The 21,070-nt window shown below is 39.7% G+C and carries 20 protein-coding genes; 10 read left to right on the top strand and 10 right to left on the bottom strand.

The window, feature by feature from the left end; translation table 11 throughout:
* Positions 1-97: 97 nt before the first annotated feature.
* Positions 98-664 (bottom strand): Crp/Fnr family transcriptional regulator, encoded by a 567-nt coding sequence (locus ACED20_RS10325; protein ID WP_378104439.1) that lies wholly within the window; start codon positions 662-664, stop codon positions 98-100.
* Between the two features lie 340 nt (positions 665-1,004).
* On the opposite strand from ACED20_RS10325, the gene ACED20_RS10330 reads away from it, so the two are divergent.
* The 8 genes from ACED20_RS10330 to ACED20_RS10365 all read left to right on the top strand — a co-directional run bounded on the left by ACED20_RS10330 (position 1,005) and on the right by ACED20_RS10365 (position 11,036).
* Positions 1,005-2,003, top strand: a complete 999-nt coding sequence (locus ACED20_RS10330) for a LacI family DNA-binding transcriptional regulator (RefSeq protein WP_294231125.1) — start codon at positions 1,005-1,007, stop codon at positions 2,001-2,003.
* A gap of 33 nt (positions 2,004-2,036) precedes the next feature.
* A complete protein-coding gene (locus ACED20_RS10335; RefSeq protein WP_294201643.1) occupies positions 2,037-2,942 on the top strand; it encodes a carbohydrate kinase in 906 nt (301 codons plus the stop codon).
* A 152-nt stretch (positions 2,943-3,094) separates the two neighbouring features.
* Positions 3,095-4,342: an L-fucose:H+ symporter permease gene (fucP, locus tag ACED20_RS10340; protein ID WP_294201641.1), complete on the top strand. Its 1,248-nt coding sequence runs from the start codon at positions 3,095-3,097 to the stop codon at positions 4,340-4,342.
* A gap of 7 nt (positions 4,343-4,349) precedes the next feature.
* Positions 4,350-5,759, top strand: a complete 1,410-nt coding sequence (locus ACED20_RS10345; protein ID WP_294238525.1) for a carbohydrate porin — start codon at positions 4,350-4,352, stop codon at positions 5,757-5,759.
* A 231-nt stretch (positions 5,760-5,990) separates the two neighbouring features.
* Positions 5,991-6,830 carry a sugar phosphate isomerase/epimerase gene (locus ACED20_RS10350; protein ID WP_294294836.1) on the top strand — a complete coding sequence of 280 codons (840 nt, stop codon included), beginning with the start codon at positions 5,991-5,993 and terminating at the stop codon, positions 6,828-6,830.
* Between the two features lie 126 nt (positions 6,831-6,956).
* Positions 6,957-7,832 (top strand): GTPase Era, encoded by an 876-nt coding sequence (era, locus tag ACED20_RS10355; protein WP_294200278.1) that lies wholly within the window; start codon positions 6,957-6,959, stop codon positions 7,830-7,832.
* 66 nt (positions 7,833-7,898) lie between these two features.
* Positions 7,899-8,327, top strand: a complete 429-nt coding sequence (locus ACED20_RS10360; RefSeq protein WP_345765714.1) for a DoxX family protein — start codon at positions 7,899-7,901, stop codon at positions 8,325-8,327.
* Positions 8,328-8,633: 306 nt separating this feature from the next.
* Positions 8,634-11,036: a S9 family peptidase gene (locus ACED20_RS10365; RefSeq protein WP_294238536.1), complete on the top strand. Its 2,403-nt coding sequence runs from the start codon at positions 8,634-8,636 to the stop codon at positions 11,034-11,036.
* Positions 11,037-11,201: 165 nt separating this feature from the next.
* Here the strand turns inward: ACED20_RS10365 and ACED20_RS10370 are convergent, their stop codons facing one another.
* A complete protein-coding gene (locus ACED20_RS10370) occupies positions 11,202-11,891 on the bottom strand; it encodes an HAD family hydrolase (protein ID WP_378104444.1) in 690 nt (229 codons plus the stop codon).
* Positions 11,892-11,979: 88 nt separating this feature from the next.
* Here ACED20_RS10370 and ACED20_RS10375 point away from each other — a divergent pair, with 88 nt between their 5' ends.
* Positions 11,980-12,558, top strand: a complete 579-nt coding sequence (locus ACED20_RS10375; RefSeq protein WP_294238542.1) for a Crp/Fnr family transcriptional regulator — start codon at positions 11,980-11,982, stop codon at positions 12,556-12,558.
* Positions 12,559-12,604: 46 nt separating this feature from the next.
* Positions 12,605-13,120, top strand: coding sequence for a GNAT family N-acetyltransferase (locus tag ACED20_RS10380; RefSeq protein ID WP_378104446.1), 516 nt, complete (start codon positions 12,605-12,607; stop codon positions 13,118-13,120).
* Between the two features lie 12 nt (positions 13,121-13,132).
* Here the strand turns inward: ACED20_RS10380 and ACED20_RS10385 are convergent, their stop codons facing one another.
* The 8 genes from ACED20_RS10385 to ACED20_RS10420 all read right to left on the bottom strand — a co-directional run bounded on the left by ACED20_RS10385 (position 13,133) and on the right by ACED20_RS10420 (position 21,008).
* On the bottom strand, positions 13,133-14,209 hold the full coding sequence (locus tag ACED20_RS10385) for a hypothetical protein (RefSeq protein ID WP_294238549.1): 1,077 nt from the start codon (positions 14,207-14,209) through the stop codon (positions 13,133-13,135).
* On the bottom strand, positions 14,206-14,724 hold the full coding sequence (locus ACED20_RS10390; RefSeq protein WP_294238551.1) for a DUF4365 domain-containing protein: 519 nt from the start codon (positions 14,722-14,724) through the stop codon (positions 14,206-14,208). The genes ACED20_RS10385 and ACED20_RS10390 overlap by 4 nt, the downstream gene beginning before the upstream one ends.
* Before the next feature lie 98 nt (positions 14,725-14,822).
* Positions 14,823-16,184 carry an MATE family efflux transporter gene (locus tag ACED20_RS10395; protein ID WP_378104449.1) on the bottom strand — a complete coding sequence of 454 codons (1,362 nt, stop codon included), beginning with the start codon at positions 16,182-16,184 and terminating at the stop codon, positions 14,823-14,825.
* A gap of 91 nt (positions 16,185-16,275) precedes the next feature.
* The gene (locus tag ACED20_RS10400; RefSeq protein ID WP_294201261.1) at positions 16,276-17,460 is read right to left on the bottom strand and encodes a sigma-54 dependent transcriptional regulator; all 1,185 of its coding nucleotides are present in this window, start codon (positions 17,458-17,460) and stop codon (positions 16,276-16,278) included.
* Positions 17,461-17,516: 56 nt separating this feature from the next.
* Entirely contained in the window at positions 17,517-18,176 is a 660-nt protein-coding gene (locus ACED20_RS10405) for a YggS family pyridoxal phosphate-dependent enzyme (RefSeq protein ID WP_294201263.1), read from the bottom strand.
* Positions 18,177-18,430: 254 nt separating this feature from the next.
* Complete coding sequence (locus ACED20_RS10410; RefSeq protein WP_378104452.1) at positions 18,431-19,549, bottom strand: FAD-dependent monooxygenase; 1,119 nt, start codon at positions 19,547-19,549, stop codon at positions 18,431-18,433.
* Entirely contained in the window at positions 19,549-20,145 is a 597-nt protein-coding gene (locus ACED20_RS10415) for a hypothetical protein (protein WP_294201267.1), read from the bottom strand. The genes ACED20_RS10410 and ACED20_RS10415 overlap by 1 nt, the downstream gene beginning before the upstream one ends.
* A gap of 53 nt (positions 20,146-20,198) precedes the next feature.
* Positions 20,199-21,008, bottom strand: a complete 810-nt coding sequence (locus tag ACED20_RS10420; RefSeq protein WP_378104454.1) for an alpha-ketoglutarate-dependent dioxygenase AlkB — start codon at positions 21,006-21,008, stop codon at positions 20,199-20,201.
* Positions 21,009-21,070 lie beyond the last annotated feature (62 nt).

Genomic DNA, 21,070 nt, shown 5'->3' on the forward strand with positions numbered 1-21,070 from the left:
CGTAAAAACCTTTTACTTTCTAATACTCTCATACTCTCATACTATACTCTTATACTCTAATATTCTCATACTCTTATACCCGATATTCCAAAACTCATCATCCCTTCATCTCCGCCCGGATCCTGCTCAGGCTCACCTGTGTAATTCCGAGATAAGAAGCAATATGTCCCAGCTGGACCCGCTTTAAAAGGTCGGGCTTATGAAGCATAAGATCTTTATAGCGTTCCAGAGCTGTTCTGAACTGTCTGGAAATAATCAGTTCCTCGGTTTTTACCAGTTCCCGTTCGGCAAACTTCCGGCCCCAGTTGGCAATATGGATATCTTTATTGAATAATGTCCTGAGACTCCCTGTTTTCAGTTTATAGAGTTCGCAGTGTTCCAGCAATTCTATATTCTCGTAGCCCGGATTATTCTCTACATAACTTTTCATGGAAACCACCGGTTCCCCTTCACTTCCGAACCAGAAGGTAATATCCTTGTCTTCGGTAGATGCGTAGGCGCGGACAATCCCCTTTTTTATAAAATAAATGTACGGAATAACTTTTTCGGCCTCCATGAGGCAGAAATTCTTTGGTAAAGAAACTTCCTCGATTGATTCCTTTAAGCTCATTTTTGATGAATCGGGAAGAGGGTAGATGCGGTCAAGAATTTCGTCGATGATCATATTTTATTTGTCAATAATTCAAAAATATAGTTTTCAGGCATTTTGTAAAGTATTATCAGAATCAATATTCAATTTATTTTAAAGAATATTAAAATATTTAAGCATAAACGTTTAACCAAAATATCTCCTAATTGTGTGTTGTCAGTTCATATTAAATTAACAATAAATTAAAACGCTATTATCATATTTATGTAAATGTCTGATAATTAACAATATGTATAATATTATCGTCTTAATTAAAAAATGTGCGAAAATACAATAATTTTTATACCAGCCAAAAAAACAGGGCTATTGTTTTGTATGTTTTTTATGAAATATTTTTGTCCCTGAAAATAACTGTATGAAAAGAGCTTCCATTAAAGACATAGCCAGAATTGCCGGTGTTTCCGTGGCAACCGTATCCTATGTCCTGAACAAAAAAGAAGGAAGCCGGATCAGCGATGCTACAAAAGATAAAATTCTGGAAGTCGCAAAATCCATCAATTATACCCCCAATAAAATTGCCAAAAGCTTAAAGATGAGCAAAAGTAAGCTCATCGGTCTTATTGTGGCAGATATTTCCAATGATTTTTATTCCAATATTGCCCGTAACATCGAAGATGAAGCCATGAAGTTAGGCTATACCCTTCTGATCGGAAGCTGTGATGAAAATCCTGAAAAATTCAGGAAGCTGACAGAGCTGTTTTCCGAGCATCAGGTAGACGGGATGATTGTTGCCCCGGTAGTCGATTCGGATGAAGCCATCAATAAACTGATTGCCGAAGAATATCCGCTGGTTACCATTGACCGTTATCTTAAAAACATCAGTCTTCCGGGAGTGATGATCAACAATGCTGAAATATCTGCGCATGTTTGTGACCAGCTTACAGAAAAGAAATTCGATGAAATTATTTACGTAGGCTACGATACCGAACTTCCGCATCTGCTTGACCGCCAGGAAGGCTTTGAAATAAGAGTTAAAAATTCCGGAATTCCGACGAAGAAAGTACTGATCGGCATTCAGAATATTACGGCAGAAGTAAATGAAAAGCTTAAGAAGAATCTTAATCTTAAAAAAAGAACAGCCATCTACTTTTCCAGCAACAAGCTGGGCATTGCCGGACTGCGTTACCTGAATGATCACCATATCCGTGTTCCGGTAGAAGTATCGGTCATTGCATTTGACGAAACGGAGGCTTATCATCTTTTTCCGACCGATATCAGTTTCGTACAGCAGCCATTGATCGATATGGCGAAGGAATCCGTAAAGCTTTTAGACCAGCAGATTAATCATTACACTCCCAATGGGGAAAGGATAACGCTCCAGGCAAAATATATGGAACGAAATTCTGTAGAATAAAAAATTTAAATATTTAATTAAACGTTTAACCTTATGATAAATAATAAAGAATCGTATGTCGTGTGTTTCGGGGAAGTGCTTTGGGATATCTTTCCCGAAGGTTCAAGAGCCGGAGGAGCACCGTTCAATGCAGCGTACAACATCCATAAGATGGGTACCGATGTAAAGATGCTGAGCCGGATCGGGAACGACGAGCTGGGACATAAACTGGAAGATCAGATCAAAAGCTGGGGCATTACCACGAAGTACATCCAGATCGATGATGAGAAACCAACCAGTACCGTACTGGCGAAGATCGACCAGCATAATGAAGCCACGTATGAGATTATCAACGATGTCGCTTGGGATTACATCGAACTGCTCCCCGAACACAAAGAATTGGTTTCCAATGCGGATGCATTTGTATTCGGAAGCCTTTCTGCAAGAAACGAAAAAACGAAAGAAACCCTTTTTCAATTGCTGGAATATGCAAAGCTTAAAATTTTTGACGTTAATTTCAGGCCGCCCTTTATCGATGTTGAATTGATTAAAACCCTTTTACACAAAGCCGATATCGTTAAAATGAATAAGGCGGAAATGCGTGAGATCATGGCTTATTTCGGCGAAGAATACAGAAGCGAAGACGAAAGCGCGGCATTTATTCAGGAACATTTCAATATTCAGGAAATCGTCCTTACCAAAGGAAGCAAGGGAGCGCGGTATTTTGTCGGAAACCATAATTACGGATTTTCGGCGGTGCCCATTACCATTGCGGATACCGTAGGAAGCGGGGATGCTTTTCTTTCAGGATTTATTTCAAAAAGGATCAAAGGGGAAAGCCCGGAAGAAATCATGAATCAGGCTATAACCTTAGGAGCATTCATCACTTCCAGACACGGAGCATGCCCGGATTACGACTACGCCGAATTCGATCGGTTCAGAGTCCTGCACACAGTTTAAAAATGGCGTAGTTTCCGCGTAAGACATACATTTTAATTTTCAGGTTTCTATTCTTCCTGCATCCGTATAGAAGCAGGGGTATATCAGTCTGTATCTTACCGGAACTGCATGATCAGTATTCAATTTATAATTTAATTTCTAAAAACATACTTATGAAATCGGCAAAATTTACCGAGAAGAAGTACCTTGTCGTACTGGCTTTTGTAACTTCCCTGTTTTTTTTCTGGGCCATTGCCCTTACGATGGGCGATGTCCTGAATAAGCATTTCCAGAACGTCCTGCATATCTCAAAATCAAAATCCGGACTGGTTCAGCTTTCCATATTCGGGGCGTATGCGCTGATGGGAATCCCTGCAGGGCTTTTTATGAAAAAATTCGGGTATAAAATGGGTGTTATATTAGGCCTTACCCTGTTTGCAGGAGGATGTTTCCTCTTCGTTCCGGCGGCCAATAGGGCTTCCTTTGATTTTTTCAGAGTAGCACTTTTCATTCTTGCCTTAGGAATGGCCACCCTGGAAACCGTAGCACACCCTTTCGTAGCTTCACTTGGCGATGAAAGAACAAGCGACCAGAGAGTAAACTTTGCGCAGTCTTTCAATGGATTGGGAGCGATTGTAGGACCTTTATTAGGCGGTTTTTTTATCTTTAGCGGAACCGGTAGCGACCAATCCCTGGATTCTGTGAAAACGCTGTATACATGGATCGGAATTGTAGTGCTTGTACTGGTTGTTATTTTTGCTTTTATCAAAGTTCCGGACCTGAAAGATCCGCACGCTGAAGAAACGGAAATCCTTGAGCATGCTACCGGAGAAGACCATTATCATGACCGGGTAAATGCAGGAGCTCCACTCTGGAAGCAGAGACATTTTATATTTGCCGTGATCGCACAGTTTTTCAACATTGCGGCGCAAGGCGGTACCTGGGCATTTTTCATCAATTACGGGGTAGAAAAAATGCATCTTCAGGAAACACAGGCTTCTTACTATTTTTCCCTGAGCATGGCGATGATGATGATCGGAAGATTTATCGGGACATTCCTGATGAGATACATCGCTCCGAACAAGGTTCTTGCTATTTTCACGGCCTGTAATATTGTGCTTTGCCTGATTATTTCACAAAGTTTCGGATGGGTTTCGTTTATCAGCCTGATTCTGCTTAATTTATTTCTCAGTGTGATGTATCCTACGATTTTTAGTTTAGGGTTAAAAAAACTGGGCGGAAAGGTGCAGCAGGCTTCTTCTTTTCTTGTAATGGCGATGTTCGGAGGTGCATTTTTCACACCGATCATGGGTAAAATTGCAGAAACGGATGTTGCCCACGCTTACCTGTTGCCGATCATCTGCTACGTAATCATCATTCTGTTTGCGGTAAAGTTTTACAAGCCGAAAACCTTAAAGTGAAATTTCAATGATGAAAAATAACTTACTAAAAATCGGTCTGTTATTGTTGTTAACATTCAGTAGAACGGTATACGGGCAGATCATAATTACCAACCAGAAATTTTCCTTTGGGACCACGGGCCGGATCGGAGCCGGATATTCCCCGAATGCAGACGGCCGTACGGGCAGACAGCTGAATCTTAACAACCAGGGATCGCTGGGCGGAAGAATGGATCAGGGAGATTATGTGGATTTTCTGCCGGCTTTTCATTTCACTCCGGTGGTGGGCGACAGTGCTAGAAAAACAAAGATTGATATGCAGGCGAGGCTAAGCTTTTATTCGGGTGGTACTTTTCTGGGAAACGTTGATACCAAATCGAACCAGGGGATGATTGTTGCTTTGCCGGAAGCATTTGTGGAAGCACGGAACATTATGGGCAGCGACTGGGATGTTTGGGCCGGATCACGCTGGCTCCGTTTCGACGATGTGCATATTGCCGATTACTTTTATTTTGATGACCATTCAGCAACCGGCTGGGGCGTAAGGCATAAGAACACGAGGTTTTCCATGTTTTTTCCGGCAGCCATCGATACGGCGGCAAGCAATTCCACTCCGTATTCTTATACCAATGTCATCAGCGGAGGCAAGAGTCTTATTTACAGGCAGCGGGAAGTATTCGTACTGGAACAGATCATCCCATTTAAAAACAATGACCATAAGGTAAAATTGCTGGCGGAATTTCATACCGTAGATAAATCCGGAAAAAATTCCGTAGAGCAGTATCCGGCCGATTACGGCTGGGTATTGGGAGCTAAGCTAAGTTCTACCCTGAAAACAAGATTGCCGGGTTCTTTTAACCAGATATCGGTCCGCTATGGAGCCGGGATTGCCAATGGCGGAGACAGCGGAAATACCCAGACCTGGAGAACCTATGGCGCTCCCGACGAGGTAAAAGGAACCTATAACGGAGCTTACTCTTTAACAGCGGTTGAACATATTTTACTGAATCTTTCCGACCGATGGTCTTTAAACGGATATGCCGTTTTTACGAAAAGCAAAGGCGGTGCATCCAGCGATGATAAAGCCATGGACTATTACAAAAGGGAAATTTTCAACCGGAAATCAGAATTTAATACAGGCGTAAGAGCCACTTACTATTTCAACAACTGGTTCCACATCCTTACTGAATTGCATTATGCCCAAAGAAGAGACGGAAATCAGGATCCGGCATCAATGGTAAAATTCGTACTGGCTCCTACTATAGTTCCGACAGCGGAAAGGAGTGTTTGGGCAAGGCCGCACATCCGGTTCATCGCCGAGGTTTCAAGATACAATGATCAGGCGATGAACAGCCTTTATTCGCCGTTCTTGCAGCAGTCCGGAGCAAAAAGGTTAGGAACCTATCTGGGCGTAAGAGCGGAATGGTGGGTGTTTTAAAAACCTGTTTAAATCTGGCGTTTATTTTTAACATCAAGTAATTAAGATACATTTATCGTTAAAAATCAAATTTTTGCAGGCTCACTTTTATTCATTGAAATTAAATCTGCAGAAAAAGTTTATTTTAAAAGTGAAGAATGAACCAAGTTTATTTTCATTAAAAAATGAAGGAGCGTTCCTGAACGAAAATTTGGACAGGGGTCTAAAAAAAATTAACATAAATATTTACATATGAATATAAAATTTGGAGCATCTCTGCTTTCATGGATGACTCCGGTGTGGAATCCCGAAGCCGGAAAATATGCCATCGAAAAAACTGCAAAAACAGGATTCGATCTTATTGAGATTCTGCTGCCGCCCTCCATGGAATTCAATGCCAAAGAAGTGAAGCAGCAGCTTAAAAATAATCAGCTCGATGTGGTTTGCTCGCTGAACCTTCCCAAAGAGGCCCACATTGCATTTTATCCGGAAACGGCTGAAAGTCTGATCAAGCAGGCTGTTGATCAAGCTTCCGAGCTGGAAACTGACTTTTTAGGCGGTGTCCTGCACGGAGGAATTGGTGTTTTTTCAGGGAACCCTTTAACGGAACATGAAGCGGAAATCATCACGCAGGTCTGGAGCTGTATCGCAGATTATGCTAAAGAAAAGGGCGTGAATATCGGAATAGAACCGATTAACCGTTACGAAACCTATGTCTGCAACACAGCACAGAATGTTTTGGATCTGATTGCAAAAACAGGAAAAGAAAACCTGTTCCTTCATCTGGATACTTTCCACATGAATATTGAGGAAAATAATTTTTATGATCCGATTATTCTGGCCGGAAAAAAACTTAAACACATTCACATGACAGAATCCCACCGCGGCATGCTAGGAGAGGGCACCGTAAACTGGGATCAGTTGTTCGCCGCCTTAAAGGAGATTGATTTTGAAGGAAACCTGGTGCTGGAGAACTTTTCGTCTTCCGTTCCCGGAATGCAGCAGATGGTTTCCCTTTGGCAGCAATCGCCACACGATGCTGACGCGCTTGCTGCAGGAAGCCTGCAGTTTATGAAGAGCCGTTGTTCTTAATTAAACAGAATTCCAGATGATGCAGAGCTTTTTCCAATTTTGGAAAAGGCTTTTTGTTTTAAATCTTTATGATTAGCCGAAAGACCGGTTTAGTTTTATTAACTTTGCACTTCTTAATATTATTTTATGCACAAAGCAGGATTTGTAAATATAGTCGGAAAACCGAATGCCGGGAAATCTACCTTGTTGAACCAACTGATGGGAGAGAAGCTGGCTATTGTTACCCAAAAGGCTCAGACCACCCGACACCGGATTTTTGGAATTTATAATGAGGAAGATTTACAGATCGTATTCTCTGATACGCCAGGCGTACTGGATCCTAAGTACGGGCTGCAGGAAAAAATGATGGACTTCGTGAAGGATTCCCTGCAGGATGCAGATGTTTTTTTATTCATTGTAGATGTTACTGATAAAGCTGAACCTTCAGAATTCCTGATCGATAAACTGAACAAGATTCCGGTACCTGTTTTATTATTATTAAATAAAGTCGACCAGACTAACCAGGAAGGCCTTGAAAAACTGGTGGAAACCTGGCATGAAAGAATTCCGAAGGCGGAAATCCTTCCTATTTCTGCCCTGAACGCTTTCAATACCGATATCATTCTTCCGAAGATCAAATCTTTACTGCCGGAAAATCCGCCGTATTACGATAAAGACCAATACACCGACAAGCCGGAGCGGTTCTTTGTGAATGAAGCCATCCGTGAGAAAATTCTATTGAACTACGAAAAAGAAATTCCGTATTCGGTGGAAGTGGTGACAGAGCAGTTCAAGGAGAAAGAAGGGATTATTTTCATCGATTCCATTATTTATGTGGAAAGAGATACCCAGAAAGGGATCATTATCGGCCATAAAGGGGAAGCGATCAAAAAGGTAGGAACCGAGTCGAGGCTGGATCTTGAAAAGTTCTTCAACAAGAAAATTCACCTGAATCTTTTCGTAAAAGTAAAAAAAGACTGGAGGAAAAACGACAGGGACCTGAAAAATTTCGGATACCGGTAGACTAAAAAGAGTCTAAAAGCCGTTCTATTAAAAGATTTTATTATCTTTAATCTAAATCCTTTTGTAATGAACTATATTAGCTCAACAAATTCTGATTCGGTGGTAAAAGATATTGCTTTATTGGTGGTAAGGGTATTTATCGGTTTTGCAATGCTTTCCCACGGATTTCCCAAGCTGCAGATGCTGATCGACGGAAAAAGCGACTTCTTCGATTTTCTGGGAATGGGGCCGCAGTTATCTTTGGGGCTTACGGTCTTTGCTGAATTTGTATGTTCCATCTTTCTGATTCTGGGACTTTTCTCAAGAATCGCTTTAGGGTTTCTTATGTTTACCATGATTATTGCCGGATTTGTATTCCATGCAGCGGATCCTTTTGCCAAACAGGAAATGAGCCTGATTTACCTTGCTGTTTATATGTTGCTGATGGTATTTGGTGTCGGAAAAGTCTCGGTAGATCATATGATCGAAAAAAGAAAAAGAGCCAACGACTGGTAATTCAATTTAAATATAAATTATAAAGAAAGAGTGGTAAATTTTACCGCTCTTTTTGTTGCATAAAAAACTTTTTTATCTGTTCTTTTTGCTAATTTACAATAGTTTAAAAGCAAAATATAAATATACATTGTTATCATTTGCTGAATGAAGTGCCTTTGCGAACGAAGAATCTATGTTATTTTAAATAAAATTTTCTTTTGCGTCGATAGCGTTTAATATCTAATCTTAACGCTGATTAAAATCCAAAACCCACAACCTTTTGCCATCGGAATAAAATTTATTAAATTCGTGGAAATCGAAATTATTATGAAGATAAAACTAACCATATGCCTTCTCGCATTCCTTAATTTTTACGATGCACAAGAAAGTATTACCTACCAGAAACCGTCTGCGGAGATTTTGAAATTAGCAGATTACGAAAGGCCTCCCGGCGTTTTAATGAACAGTAAAAAAGACTGGATCGTTTTCACCTATCGTCCGACGTATAAAACACTGGAAGATCTGAGCCAGCAGGAAATGAAACTGGGCGGATTAAGAATCAATCCGGTTACCAACATTTCGAGTACGGCAACGTATTCCAATAACCTGAAAGTAAGGAAGATCAATGATAAAACGGAAGTACAGGTTAAGAATTTACCGGCAAACCCTAAAATTACGTACACTTCATTTTCTCCTGACGAAAAGAAGTTAGCCTTTACCAACACCACAAATAAAGGCGTAGAATTGTGGATCGTTGATCTGGAAACTGCTGCGGCAAAGAAAGTTACTTCGGATAATTTAAATGCCAATCTCGGAAGTCCATACCTTTGGTACAAAGATTCCCAGCATTTGCTCATTAAAACGCTGCCTCAGGACAGGGGAACTTTAATCGATGCCAGCAAAGACCTTCCGACTGGCCCGATTGTATCAACCGCCGATGGGAAAGTTTCGCAGAACAGGACGTATCAGGACCTGCTGAAAAATCCCCAGGATGAAAAGAATTTTGAAATCCTGACGGCTTCGGAAGTTTATAATGTCGATCTTAACGGAAACCTTAAAAAAGTGAAAGACCATGATTTGTATTCCGGATTAAGCTTTTCGCCGGACGGCAATTACCTGATGGCGACAACGATTAAAAAACCGTTCTCTTACATTGTCCCGCTGAGCAGGTTCCCGATGACTACGACGGTCTACGATATGAATGGAAATGCGGTAAAAACAGTAAATGAGATTCCGCTGAATGAAGTCATGCCAAAAGGTTTCTCTTCGGTACGTACCGGAAAACGGGATATGGGGTGGAGAAGTGATATGCCCGCAACATTAGTGTATACGGAAGCACTGGACGGTGGCGACCAATCCAGACCGGCAGAGTACAGGGATGAAATATTTACCTGGGACGCTCCGTTTACGAATGCACCAAAATCTTTTTTCAAAACCAGACAGCGGTATGAAAATGTAAGCTGGACGAATGACCATTACGCTATTGTTTCGGAAGGGTGGTACGATACCCGGAATACAAAGGCATATCTGGTAGATCTTAACAACGGAGAATCCAGAGTGATCGAAGACCGGAATTATCAGGATATTTACAGCGATCCCGGAAATTTCAACACGATTAAAAACCAATACGGAAGATTGGTAGTAGACATGAAAGGCGGGAAGTCTTATCTTATCGGCGCGGGATTTACAAAAGACGGTCAGCATCCGTTTCTTGATGAAGTAGATATGAAAACCCTTAAGAAAAAGAGGTTGTATACTTCCAATCTTAAAAATGCCAAGGAAGAGATCATTGATATCCTGAATCCTTCGAAAGGAGAAGTATTAACGATTCAGCAGTCTTCCAGCCAGTATCCGAATTATTTTAAAAAGAATATAAAATCAAATAAGGAAGAAGCTGTAACTAATTTTGCCAATCCGTTTGAAAGCATTAAAGATGTTTATAAAGAAGTGATTACTTACAAAAGAAACGACGGTGTAACTTTAACGGGAACGCTTTACCTTCCTGCTAACTACGACCGTAAGGCTAAGAAGGAGAAGCTGCCTTTGCTGATCTGGGCATATCCGACCGAATATAAAGATAAAAATACGGCCGGACAGAACAACCAGAACCCGAATGATTTTACTTTCCCTTCGTACGGCTCTTTCGTATACTGGACAACAAAAGGATATGCAGTGCTTGATGATGCCGCATTCCCTATTATCGGTGAAGGAAAAACCGAACCGAACGACACCTTTATCCCGCAACTGGTAGCCAATGCGGAAGCAGCCATTAATGCGGTGGATCAACTGGGTTATATTGACCGCAAAAAAGTGGCAGTAGGAGGACATTCTTACGGTGCTTTTATGACGGCTAATCTGTTGACGCACTCCAAGCTGTTTGCCTGCGGAATTGCCCGGAGCGGTGCCTATAACCGGACGCTGACCCCATTCGGTTTCCAGAGCGAGCAGAGAAATTACTGGGATGTACCGGAAATTTACAACACCATGTCGCCATTCATGAATGCTGATAAAATGAAAACGCCTTTGCTGCTGATTCACGGCGATGCAGATAACAACCCCGGAACTTTCACCCTGCAAACCGAAAGGTACTTCCAGGCATTGAAAAACCTGGGTGCTCCTGTAAAGATGGTTTTGCTTCCTAAAGAAGCTCACGGATATGCCGCCAAAGAAAACATCCTGCATCTGCTTTGGGAGCAGGATCAGTTCCTGGAAAAATGTCTGAAGAAATAAATAATGAAACCCGCTCTTTTGAGTGGGTTTTTGTTTATTATGGTAAACGGACTGAACCTTTTGTTATTCCGGCAAGAATCTATACAAGAATCAATGATTGCGCGAGAATAGCTTATTTAAAATGAAACAGAGTAGGACTAAAACCTAAAAGGTCTCAAAAACAGATCACAAATAATTTAAAATTTCGTTGATATTTTTAAATTCCAGAAAGTTTTCATGCTCAATCTGAAAATCATGCTGTTCGTGGGTCCATGTAACATGATACGGAATATGGGCGGCAGAACCACCGATTTCCAGTACCGGTAAGATGTCCGATTTGATGGAGTTTCCCAGCATGAGAAACTGTTCCGGTTTACAATCAAGGTGTTTCAATAACTTCCGGTAGTCACTTTCCTTTTTATCGCTCATGATTTCGATATGATGAAAATAATCCTGCAGTCCGGATTTTTTTAATTTCCGTTCCTGATCCAGCAGATCGCCTTTTGTTGCCACCACCAGGCGGTATATGCCTTTAAGGCTTTCTAAAGTTTCCGCTACTCCGTCAAGAAGTTCGACCGGTTTCATCAACAGTTCATGCCCGATTTCAATGGTTTTGCTGATAAGTTCCATAGAAGCGGTTGAATTTGAAATATGGCAGACCGTTTCTACCATGCAAAGCATAAATCCTTTGATCCCGTATCCATACAGAGGAAGGTTCTGCATTTCCGTCTTAAAAAGTTCCTGGGCAACGGAGTGTTGTGGAAGGTAGTCTTCCAGCAATCCACAGAATTTGTTTTCCGCTTCCTGAAAATACGGCTCGTTGATCCAAAGGGTATCGTCGGCGTCAAATGCTATTGTTGTTATCGAATTATTCATATTGTATTTACTTAAGTTTTTGTATTTTTCCCCGGTAAAATTCAGTATAAATAATAAACCAGAAAAGGACATTTGTCCCAACCGAGATATGTTACGTACCAATCAGATATTTTTAGATTATTTGGAGCAGCTGTATACCCGGCAGGATCATAAAGGCAATATTGTATTGAAATCATTTGAAAAAGGAGATAAGATACTGACCCAGAATGAGATTTCCACAAAGATCATGTTGATTAAAACCGGTATTACCAAATGCTATTTCGTGGAAGAAAATGATAAGGAATATATTGTTGAATTTCTCGGAAAAGGCGAGATCATCGGTGAAATTGAAGTCATTAAAAATGTGCCGTGCCTTTGCAGCATCGAGGCCATTACGGAAGTTATCGTTTATTCCATGTCGATCCCGTACTTTCAGTCGCTTATTAAAAATGATCTGGCGCTGAATAATTTACTGCTCGATGTTTTCGCCGAAAGGATCGTCAATACCTCAAGCCGGGCTTCCTATCAGCAGCTTCATACTACAGAACATACGCTGTCCCAGCTTCTGGAAGTGAAGTCCAGGGAAATGGAAATCTCTAAAGAAGATATGGCAGCTTATCTCGGTATTACGGTAAGGAGCCTGAACCGGGCACTGAAAGAACTGCAGGAAAACAATTCAGAAGAATAGTAGGGTTATAGGCAGCAGAAAAATCTTCTCGTATCTTTGCAGAAATATGCTGACATCAATGGAAGAACTGAAATTCAGGAATGCAACGCCGGAAGATTTACCGAAGATCGTAGAGATTTACAATTCCACCATTCCCTCAAGAATGGTCACTGCCGATACGGAAGATATTACCGTAGAAAGCAGGGTCCGGTGGTTTCATGAACATACGCCTGACCGAAGGCCGCTGTGGATGATCGAAGATCAGCAGGGTGCCGTATTGGGATGGGTGAGCTTTTCGTCGTTTTACGGAAGGCCCGCTTATAACGGAACCGTAGAGCTGAGCATTTACATGGCTGAAAATTCCCGCGGAAAGGGCTACGGAAAAAAAGTCCTGCAATATTGTATTGATAATGCGCCGAAGTTTGACGTAAAAACATTATTGGGATTTATCTTTCTGCATAATGAACCCAGCCTGAAGCTGTTCCGCCATTTCGGTTTCGAAGACTGGGGTGTCTTTCCGGATGTCGCCGTGCTGGATGGGGTGGAGAGGACTTTGGTGATTTTGGGGAAAAGAATTGATTAAGAATTAATGATATTATTGAATAGTAAAATTATAAATATCTAAAAATTTATATTGAGTTTTCATTTTTCTTATAATTCCAGTTATTTGAATATTTTTCTTACCCTTATGCGCATCGACTGCTTGCTGATATTGTATTCTACTTAATTTCGCTTTAACCTTTATCGGTTTTTCATCTAATAAAGAATTAAACGAAATCTCATTTGAATTACTTTCAGGATCGTTAGATTTTAAGTTTGTAATTCTTCCTGTTATTGTTACATGATTTTCCTCATTTAGAGATTCATCAATATTTTGAATTAGATTACTAAGTTTAATAAGTTTTTCATTGTAAATATTTTCAGTTGATATTTTAACGGATTCGTAAATGTTGCTAAAGTTGAACTCTATATTCCTACTTTCAGTTTTTTCATATATTTTTTCTATATCTTTTAATATATTAAGATTTATTCGATGTTGATTTTCTTCTAAATATGTTTCATTAAATTCTTGATCTGAATCAAATACAGATCTTTTTACATATGATAGTATAGAAATTAGTTTAGAATTTATATCATAAGCACGAATTTCATCTTGAAATAATTCTTGTTCCTTTATTATTTTATCTGATGGTAGCTCTATTCTTGCTATAAAGCTTCCTACTTCGGTTTGTAGAAATTTACAATAATTTAAATATCTAAATGCTTCTGCGGGCTTATTTTTTGTAAGTATATTCGGAGTGATTGCAAACGTTGCAGCATCAATTAACAAGTCCTTTATACCATCAATTAATTCTTCAAATCTATTAAATCCTATTTTTCCATCATTTGTTAAATCATCATATATTCTTATTGAAAAAACAGCATTATCTTCTTCAATAATCACTTCAATTTCATCAACAGAGATGTCATAAATTTCAGATAAAATACTTATAGTTTTAATTAAGAAATTATTGTAATCTACAGTAGATGATTTTTTAGGAATAGGTAATAAATATTGCTCTTCAAATCCTAAAAATTCTGGAGCAGCATAGTAATAGAATTTTTCTGATTCACTTACAAATATCCAATCTCTATTAGATATATAATTTATTATTTTCGTATTTGTAATCATCTATAATGTTCTTGAAAACGATTAGGAAAAAAGTCTAAATCAATTTTATTAGCGATCGGAATTTCAATTCTTATTGTTGTTTGATTATTAGTTTCTTCCATATCAATATTTGGATAAAAATAATAAACTCTTTGATTCATAATTAAATTAAAATCTCCAATTTGTGCCCACATAGTATTATTATCAGGTAATATTGCTAATATCAATATTAATGGAGCATTGCCATAATTGAATCTAAAAATTAAGTCATTATATGTTTTAGCTTCTAAATCATATTTTAAAGTATTCTCTTCGAATATTATTCGATGTTCTTGTGTGGCTTTTAATTGTAAATCTATGTATTCTCCAGACTGTATATATCTTTTCTTTCCGTTTCTACTTAGTATTTTATCATATGTCACTGAAAAATCAACACCACCTGTATCATCTGGCTTTTGTAATTTATAACCTTTATAATTAGCTATTACTGATATGAAAGCATCGGATAATTTTTCTTTAATTTGCTCTTCTGTCATTAGTTTTTATCACTTATAGTATTGTCAAATATACATATAGAATCAATAAAAAAACAAGTTATATAAAAATAAAACGATCCGAAAGGACCGCTTTTCTATTATAAGTTTTGCTTAATTCTCTTTGCAGACAGATTCAGAAAACGTTTGACCAGCATCACTGCAGAAACCGTTAGTCCAAGCCCTAAGGCAATCCACATTCCAAAAGCACCCATTTTCAGGGTGAAACAAAGTAAATAACCCAATGGAATGGTAATGATCCAATACGCGATAAAGGTGTAGATGGACGGGATCTTTACATCCTGCAATCCTCTCAGCATTCCCAGAGCCGTAACCTGGATACCATCTGATAATTGGAACAAAGCGGCAATGATCATTAATTTGGCAGCGAGTTCGATCACTTCAATTTCCTCTTTTTTGGTAAAGAAAGTTGGCAGGATATTTCTACCCAAAATAAAAATAACCCCACAGATGCACATAAAGATAAAGGAAATTTTAAGATTGTTGATACCCACTTTCCGTAATTCCACAAAATTTCCTTCACCTACTTTTCTTCCGATCATAACGGTAGAAGCAACGCTGAAGCCGATGCATAAATTAAAAGTAAAAGAAGCCATGCTCAGGGCGATTTGGTGAGAAGCAATATCGTGTGCCGAGATCAGTCCGCAGATGAAAGCGGCCCCGGCAAAAGCCGTTACTTCAAAGAACATCTGCAATGCCGTCGGAAATCCCAGCCGGATCATTTTCTCAAACATAGTTTTGCTGAAAACCTCTATTTTTAATGAAAAGTCCATAATGTACTGCCGGGTCTTTTTTTCATGCAGCAGAACAAAATAAAGAAATACCACCATAAATATACGGGCAATAAGGCTCGCCAGCGCAGAACCCTGTACACCCATAGGAGGAAGTCCGAAAAGTCCTTTGATAAAGACATAATTCAATACGATGTTAATGACATTGGCAATGATTGTTGCCTTCGTTACCCCGATGGTGTAAGAAAGCCCTTCAGAAACTTCCCTCAGGGTCTGGAAAGCCATAAACGGGACAATGCTGATCGCCATGATCGTTAGGAAATCCACGGTATCCGGAATGATCTTTTCCGGCTGTCCCGATTTATACAAAAGCGGCATTCCCAACAGCAAAATCCCCATCAGTAAAATTCCTACAGTCATATTAATAACAAACCCATGGCTGAATACCGAATTGATGGTTTTATGGTCATGCTGGGAGTGTGCCTGTGAAACGAGTGGCGGAATGGCAAAAGAGAAGCCCAGTGCCAGGACAAACATAGAGAAAAATACTGCGTTCCCTAATGAAACGGAAGCCAAGGCATCCGCTCCTAATAAATTCCCTACAATAATGTTGTCAAAAAGATTTACCGAAACCTGTCCGACCTGCGTCATCATAACGGGCAGTGCCAGGGTAAGGCATTCTTTGGTATAGTTTTTATCTAAAAATTTCATAATCGTTTAATTCATAATATAGCTTATTCAAAAAAAATTGCAGTATCAAACGGTACTGCAATTTCTTCATTTATTTTAAGTAATAATTACATTATTTTCTTACAAAGCTTGCAACGTCCTCGGCCGAAACCGTATTTCCTCCTAAAATAATCAATCGTTCCACAACGTTTCTTAATTCTCTAATGTTTCCGGTCCATGACAGGGCCTTCAGCGCATCAATTGCTTTATCATCAAATTTTTTCACTGCAGTACCGTGCTCATCGGCAATCATTCCGGAGAAATGCTCAACCAGCAATCTGATGTCTTCCTTTCTTTCATCCAATGAAGGTACATAAATTTCGATTACGGAAAGTCTGTGATAAAGGTCTTCCCTGAATCTTCCGGCTTCTATTTCCTTTTGCATATTTTTGTTGGTTGCCGCAAGAACCCTTACGTCAACCTTTATTTCCTTATCGCTTCCCACGGGAGAAACTTTGCTTTCCTGAAGTGCTCTCAAAACTTTTGCCTGGGCAATCAAGCTCATATCTCCGATCTCATCAAGAAAAATCGTACCGCCGTTGGCCTGCTCGAATTTTCCCTGCTTGTCCTTAATAGCGCCTGTAAAAGAACCTTTTACGTGTCCGAACAGTTCCGACTCGATCAGCTCTGAAGGGATGGCAGCACAGTTTACTTCTACCATCGGGCCTCTTGCGCGGTCGCTTTGGTTGTGGATCGCATGGGCAACCAGCTCTTTCCCGGCACCGTTCGGTCCGGTGATCAAAACCCTTGCATCGGACACCGCCACTTTCTCGATCATCTCCTGGATTTTCTTTAAACCTGCGGATTCACCGATCATCTGGTACTTTTTATTTACCTTTTTCTTCAGCGTTTTATTTTCTGTCTGAAGATTTTTGTTTTCTTTCTTCAGCGTTTCTTTGGCTAAAGCATTTTTCACACTGGTAATCAGTCGGTTGATGTCAATCGGTTTGGATATGAAATCATAAGCGCCCTCTCTTAGGCAGGAAACTGCAGAATCAATGTCTGCGTGTCCTGAAATCATGATAAAAGTGGATTCCGGTTTTAACGCTAAACTCTGTTTCAAAAGTTCGGTTCCGGAAAGCTTGGGCATTTTGATGTCGGAAATGATCAGTGCGAAATCTTCTTTTTCGATTTGCTTATAACCTTCAAGTCCGTCTTCGGCAATTACAAATTCATATTCGGTAAGTTCGTCAGAAAGGATACTTTGGAGTACTCCCGAGATGGCTTTTTCGTCTTCTACAATAAGGATTTTTTGCATAGTTGCAAATTTAGATTTTTTAGATTGAATTATTAGCAAAAACCGTACCTAATATACTATCTGGAATAATCCCTTCTCCCGAAAATAGCCGAGCCTACACGAATGGAATTGGCACCGCATGCAATGGCAATCGGGAAATCGTCACTCATGCCCATGGATAGGGTTTCCAGCTTCTTCAGCTGATTAAATTCATCAAAAAGCTTTTTCAGGACTAGAAACTCCTTTTTTATCTGATCCTGGTCTTCGGTGAACGTTGCCATTCCCATTAATCCGGTAATATTGATGTTCTGATATTCTCCATTCAGATATTGTTCAAACAGATCTCTGGCTTCGCTGATTTCGAGTCCGGATTTACTTTCTTCCTCAGCTATTTTCACCTGAAGCAGAATATTGATCGTACGGTTGTTTTTCCGTGCTTCCTTATCAATTTCACGGATCAGCTTTTCAGAATCCACACTCTGGATGGTATCGATAAATCCGGCAATGTATTTAACCTTGTTCGTCTGAAGATGCCCGATGAGGTGCCATTGGATGTCTTTCGGAAGAAGTGGGTACTTCTCCGTTACTTCCTGAACTTTATTTTCCCCGAAAACCTTTTGTCCCAGGTCATAAACTTCCTGAATAGCGGAAACCGGGTGGGTCTTTGAAACGGCTACCAGCTGGACATCTGAAGGAAGCTGGCTTTTAATACGGTTATAATTTTCCTGAATGCTCATACCTGCAAATTTCGGGTTTTTAAATTGATATTCAAATGTTATTGTTGATTTTCACAAATAATCAGATAAATAAAGTGATAGGGATTTTAGCTAATGAAAGTTTGTTCGTATTCGACTTATTTTGAAATGATTATTGAATATATGTTTAAATAAAATCTTTTTTAGAGTGACAAACGGTTTCATTTGATAATAATACTATTGTTCATAATTTTGACAAAGGAACTTCCAGCACCCAGCTTCCTTCTTCAGACCTATCACATCTCCAGTTCCACAACCCGCCCTACCAGTTTCCGGTTGAAATATTCCGGTACCATTCGCATGAGGAAATTCCGTAGAGCCGTTGCTTTTTCCCATTGGGAGAATTGCCCGATTCTCCAGCTGGTATCCACCACATAATCGACTTTTTTTCTTCTGATTTTCTGAAAATCTTCAAAAATCCGGTTGAAATCATCCGAACGCTCCAGCAGTTTTCCAATAATGTAGGCATCTTCAACCGACTGGCAGGCCCCTTGTCCCAAATTCGGGGTTGTGGCATGGGCAGCATCACCGATAAGACATAAGTTGTCCGCGTACCATTTCGGGATAGGAGACAAGTCGGTAAGGGTATTCATGATGATATTTTCCGGCAGGGTGGCGTTAATCATATCAATCATCATCGGATGAAAGCCGTGAAAATTTTCGGCAATGCTCTGGTAGCGCTTATGCAATCCTTTATTGATAACGGCATACCAGTATATTTTTTGGCCCGTCATCTTTACAAAGCCGAACCGTTTTCCCTTTCCCCACGCTTCTAAGGCTTCCTGATAATATTTTTCGGGCAGATCGAATTCAACAAGTCCGCGCCAGCAGATCTGTCCGGTATCCCGGATTTTACCGGTCTGCAATATCTGGGTCCTGATTTTTGAATGGATCCCGTCGGCGCCGAAAACGATCCGGCTTTCGATTTCATTGCCGTTTTCAAAACGGAGCCGGTAATTTTCTTCTTTCTTGATCTCTGTCAGAGCATGTTGCAGGTTAATCCTTTCAAAACCGATGTTTTCTGCCAGGATTCTTTGCAGATCTGCCCGGTGGATGGCGACGTTGCAGGAATTGTATTTCTGTTCAAGCGCAAGGACGTTTGTAGTGGAAATGTTTTTAAGTTGCTGATCGGTCACGGAAACACTATGGATTTTATTGCCGGCTCTTTCAATTTGCTCTTTTAATCCCAAAGTATCAAAGATCTGCATGGCGTTGATGGCCATCATAATTCCTGATCCTGCCGGTTTTATTTCCTGGGCGGATTCGTAGAGATTAAAATCCAGGTTATGTCGTTTCAGGATATTCGCAAGGGTTAAACCTCCGATTCCGGCACCGATGATTGAGATGGGGTTCATTATTTTATGTTTTTCAGCTCGTTCAGCAATTGGTCCTGTTTCCCGATAAAATGCTCCAGATTATCGGTTTTCAGAGGATGGGCATTCTGGTATTTTTCGATTTCGGGAAGGGTCTTGCGGATTTTAAATACAATGTACACATTATTTATTGTCTCCGTATTTTTGGAAATCCGGGAAATCAGAGCTTTCATGTTTTTTACTTTTATATCATATTTGTCAGCACTTAATTTAAGCTGATTTTTAATCTGATGTTTTAGAAGTGAATCCGTAATGCTGTTACTCTGATTCTTGGCATCACGGTAATAAGCCTCCGATTTAATGAAAATATTTTCGTACTCACGAATAACTTTCGATTCCTCTTCATGGATTTTTAGAATTTTTTCGTCAAGAGCAGATAATTTTTTATCATTTTTAATTAATTCAGAATAAATTTTATCGATCATATTGTCATCGTACCGGCTGCTCTCAAATGAACCTTTCAAAGATGAATCTGTATTATCAACCGCATTTTCAATCAAAGGTTTATTTTCAGGCCTGTTTTCATTGCAGGAAAATAACAGGATAAGTAGAGTGGTGGTAAGTAATGTTTTTTTCATGGTATGTATCTATGGTTTATTCTTGTTTTGAGGAATCAGAAGATCAGCAGGATTTATCGTGTAAAACAATGTAGGATAAGTAAAATCCAAAGATCGGTTTTCATGACCGCGCAGCTGGAAAAACTCTTTTTCTTCTTCTTNTTTTGAGGAATCAGAAGATCAGCAGGATTTATCGTGTAAAACAATGTAGGATAAGTAAAATCCAAAGATCGGTTTTCATGACCGCGCAGCTGGAAAAACTCTTTTTCTTCTTCTTCGTCAGCTAAGGTTAATAATTCCCCGGTTGAAAAATAAGGTTGCTTATCTTTAAAGGTTATGAAAGTCTTAGAAGTTCTGAAGGTGATCCCAAGCCATCGGTTTTCGGTATAATCTTTAGAGTTCTGCTTTGAATCCAGGATAATTTTATGCTGGAACTTTTTGTTGGTTTCTGCTGAAAATATAACAGCAGAATGATGATCCAGTATAATTTCAGATTCCTCTCCTGTCATTTTGTTTTTGATGACCAGTTTTCTTATCTGATTTTCCTGTAGAACGTCGGGATTTTCATAACACGAAAACAGAGCAACAAAAGAATGGTCTTCCAGATCGAGCGCCTGGTCGGAGTGAAATCCCATTTTGGAATAGGAGAGATCGTATACTTCGATCAAAGCATTGTTAAAATTCTGCTCCGGCAATGCCGTATCTGTGGCTGAAATAATTTTGTTGATTTCTGCAATAACCGAACAATGAACATCCGAAAATAAATTCGCAGGAATACTGTATCGTGTCGTTGTCCTTACAACAGCTATAACTCCGTGATCTTCTTTTACAAGATGATTTCCAAGTCTGCCTTTTCCTATTTCTTCAAAGTCAGCGGAGTTCATCAGACTTTCAAATAAATTTTGCTTTGCCGGCAGTGTTATTTTATAAAAACCATAAGCATCCA

Origin of the sequence: Chryseobacterium sp. sg2396 (genome assembly GCF_042610505.1) — a bacterium.
GTDB lineage: Bacteria > Bacteroidota > Bacteroidia > Flavobacteriales > Weeksellaceae > Chryseobacterium.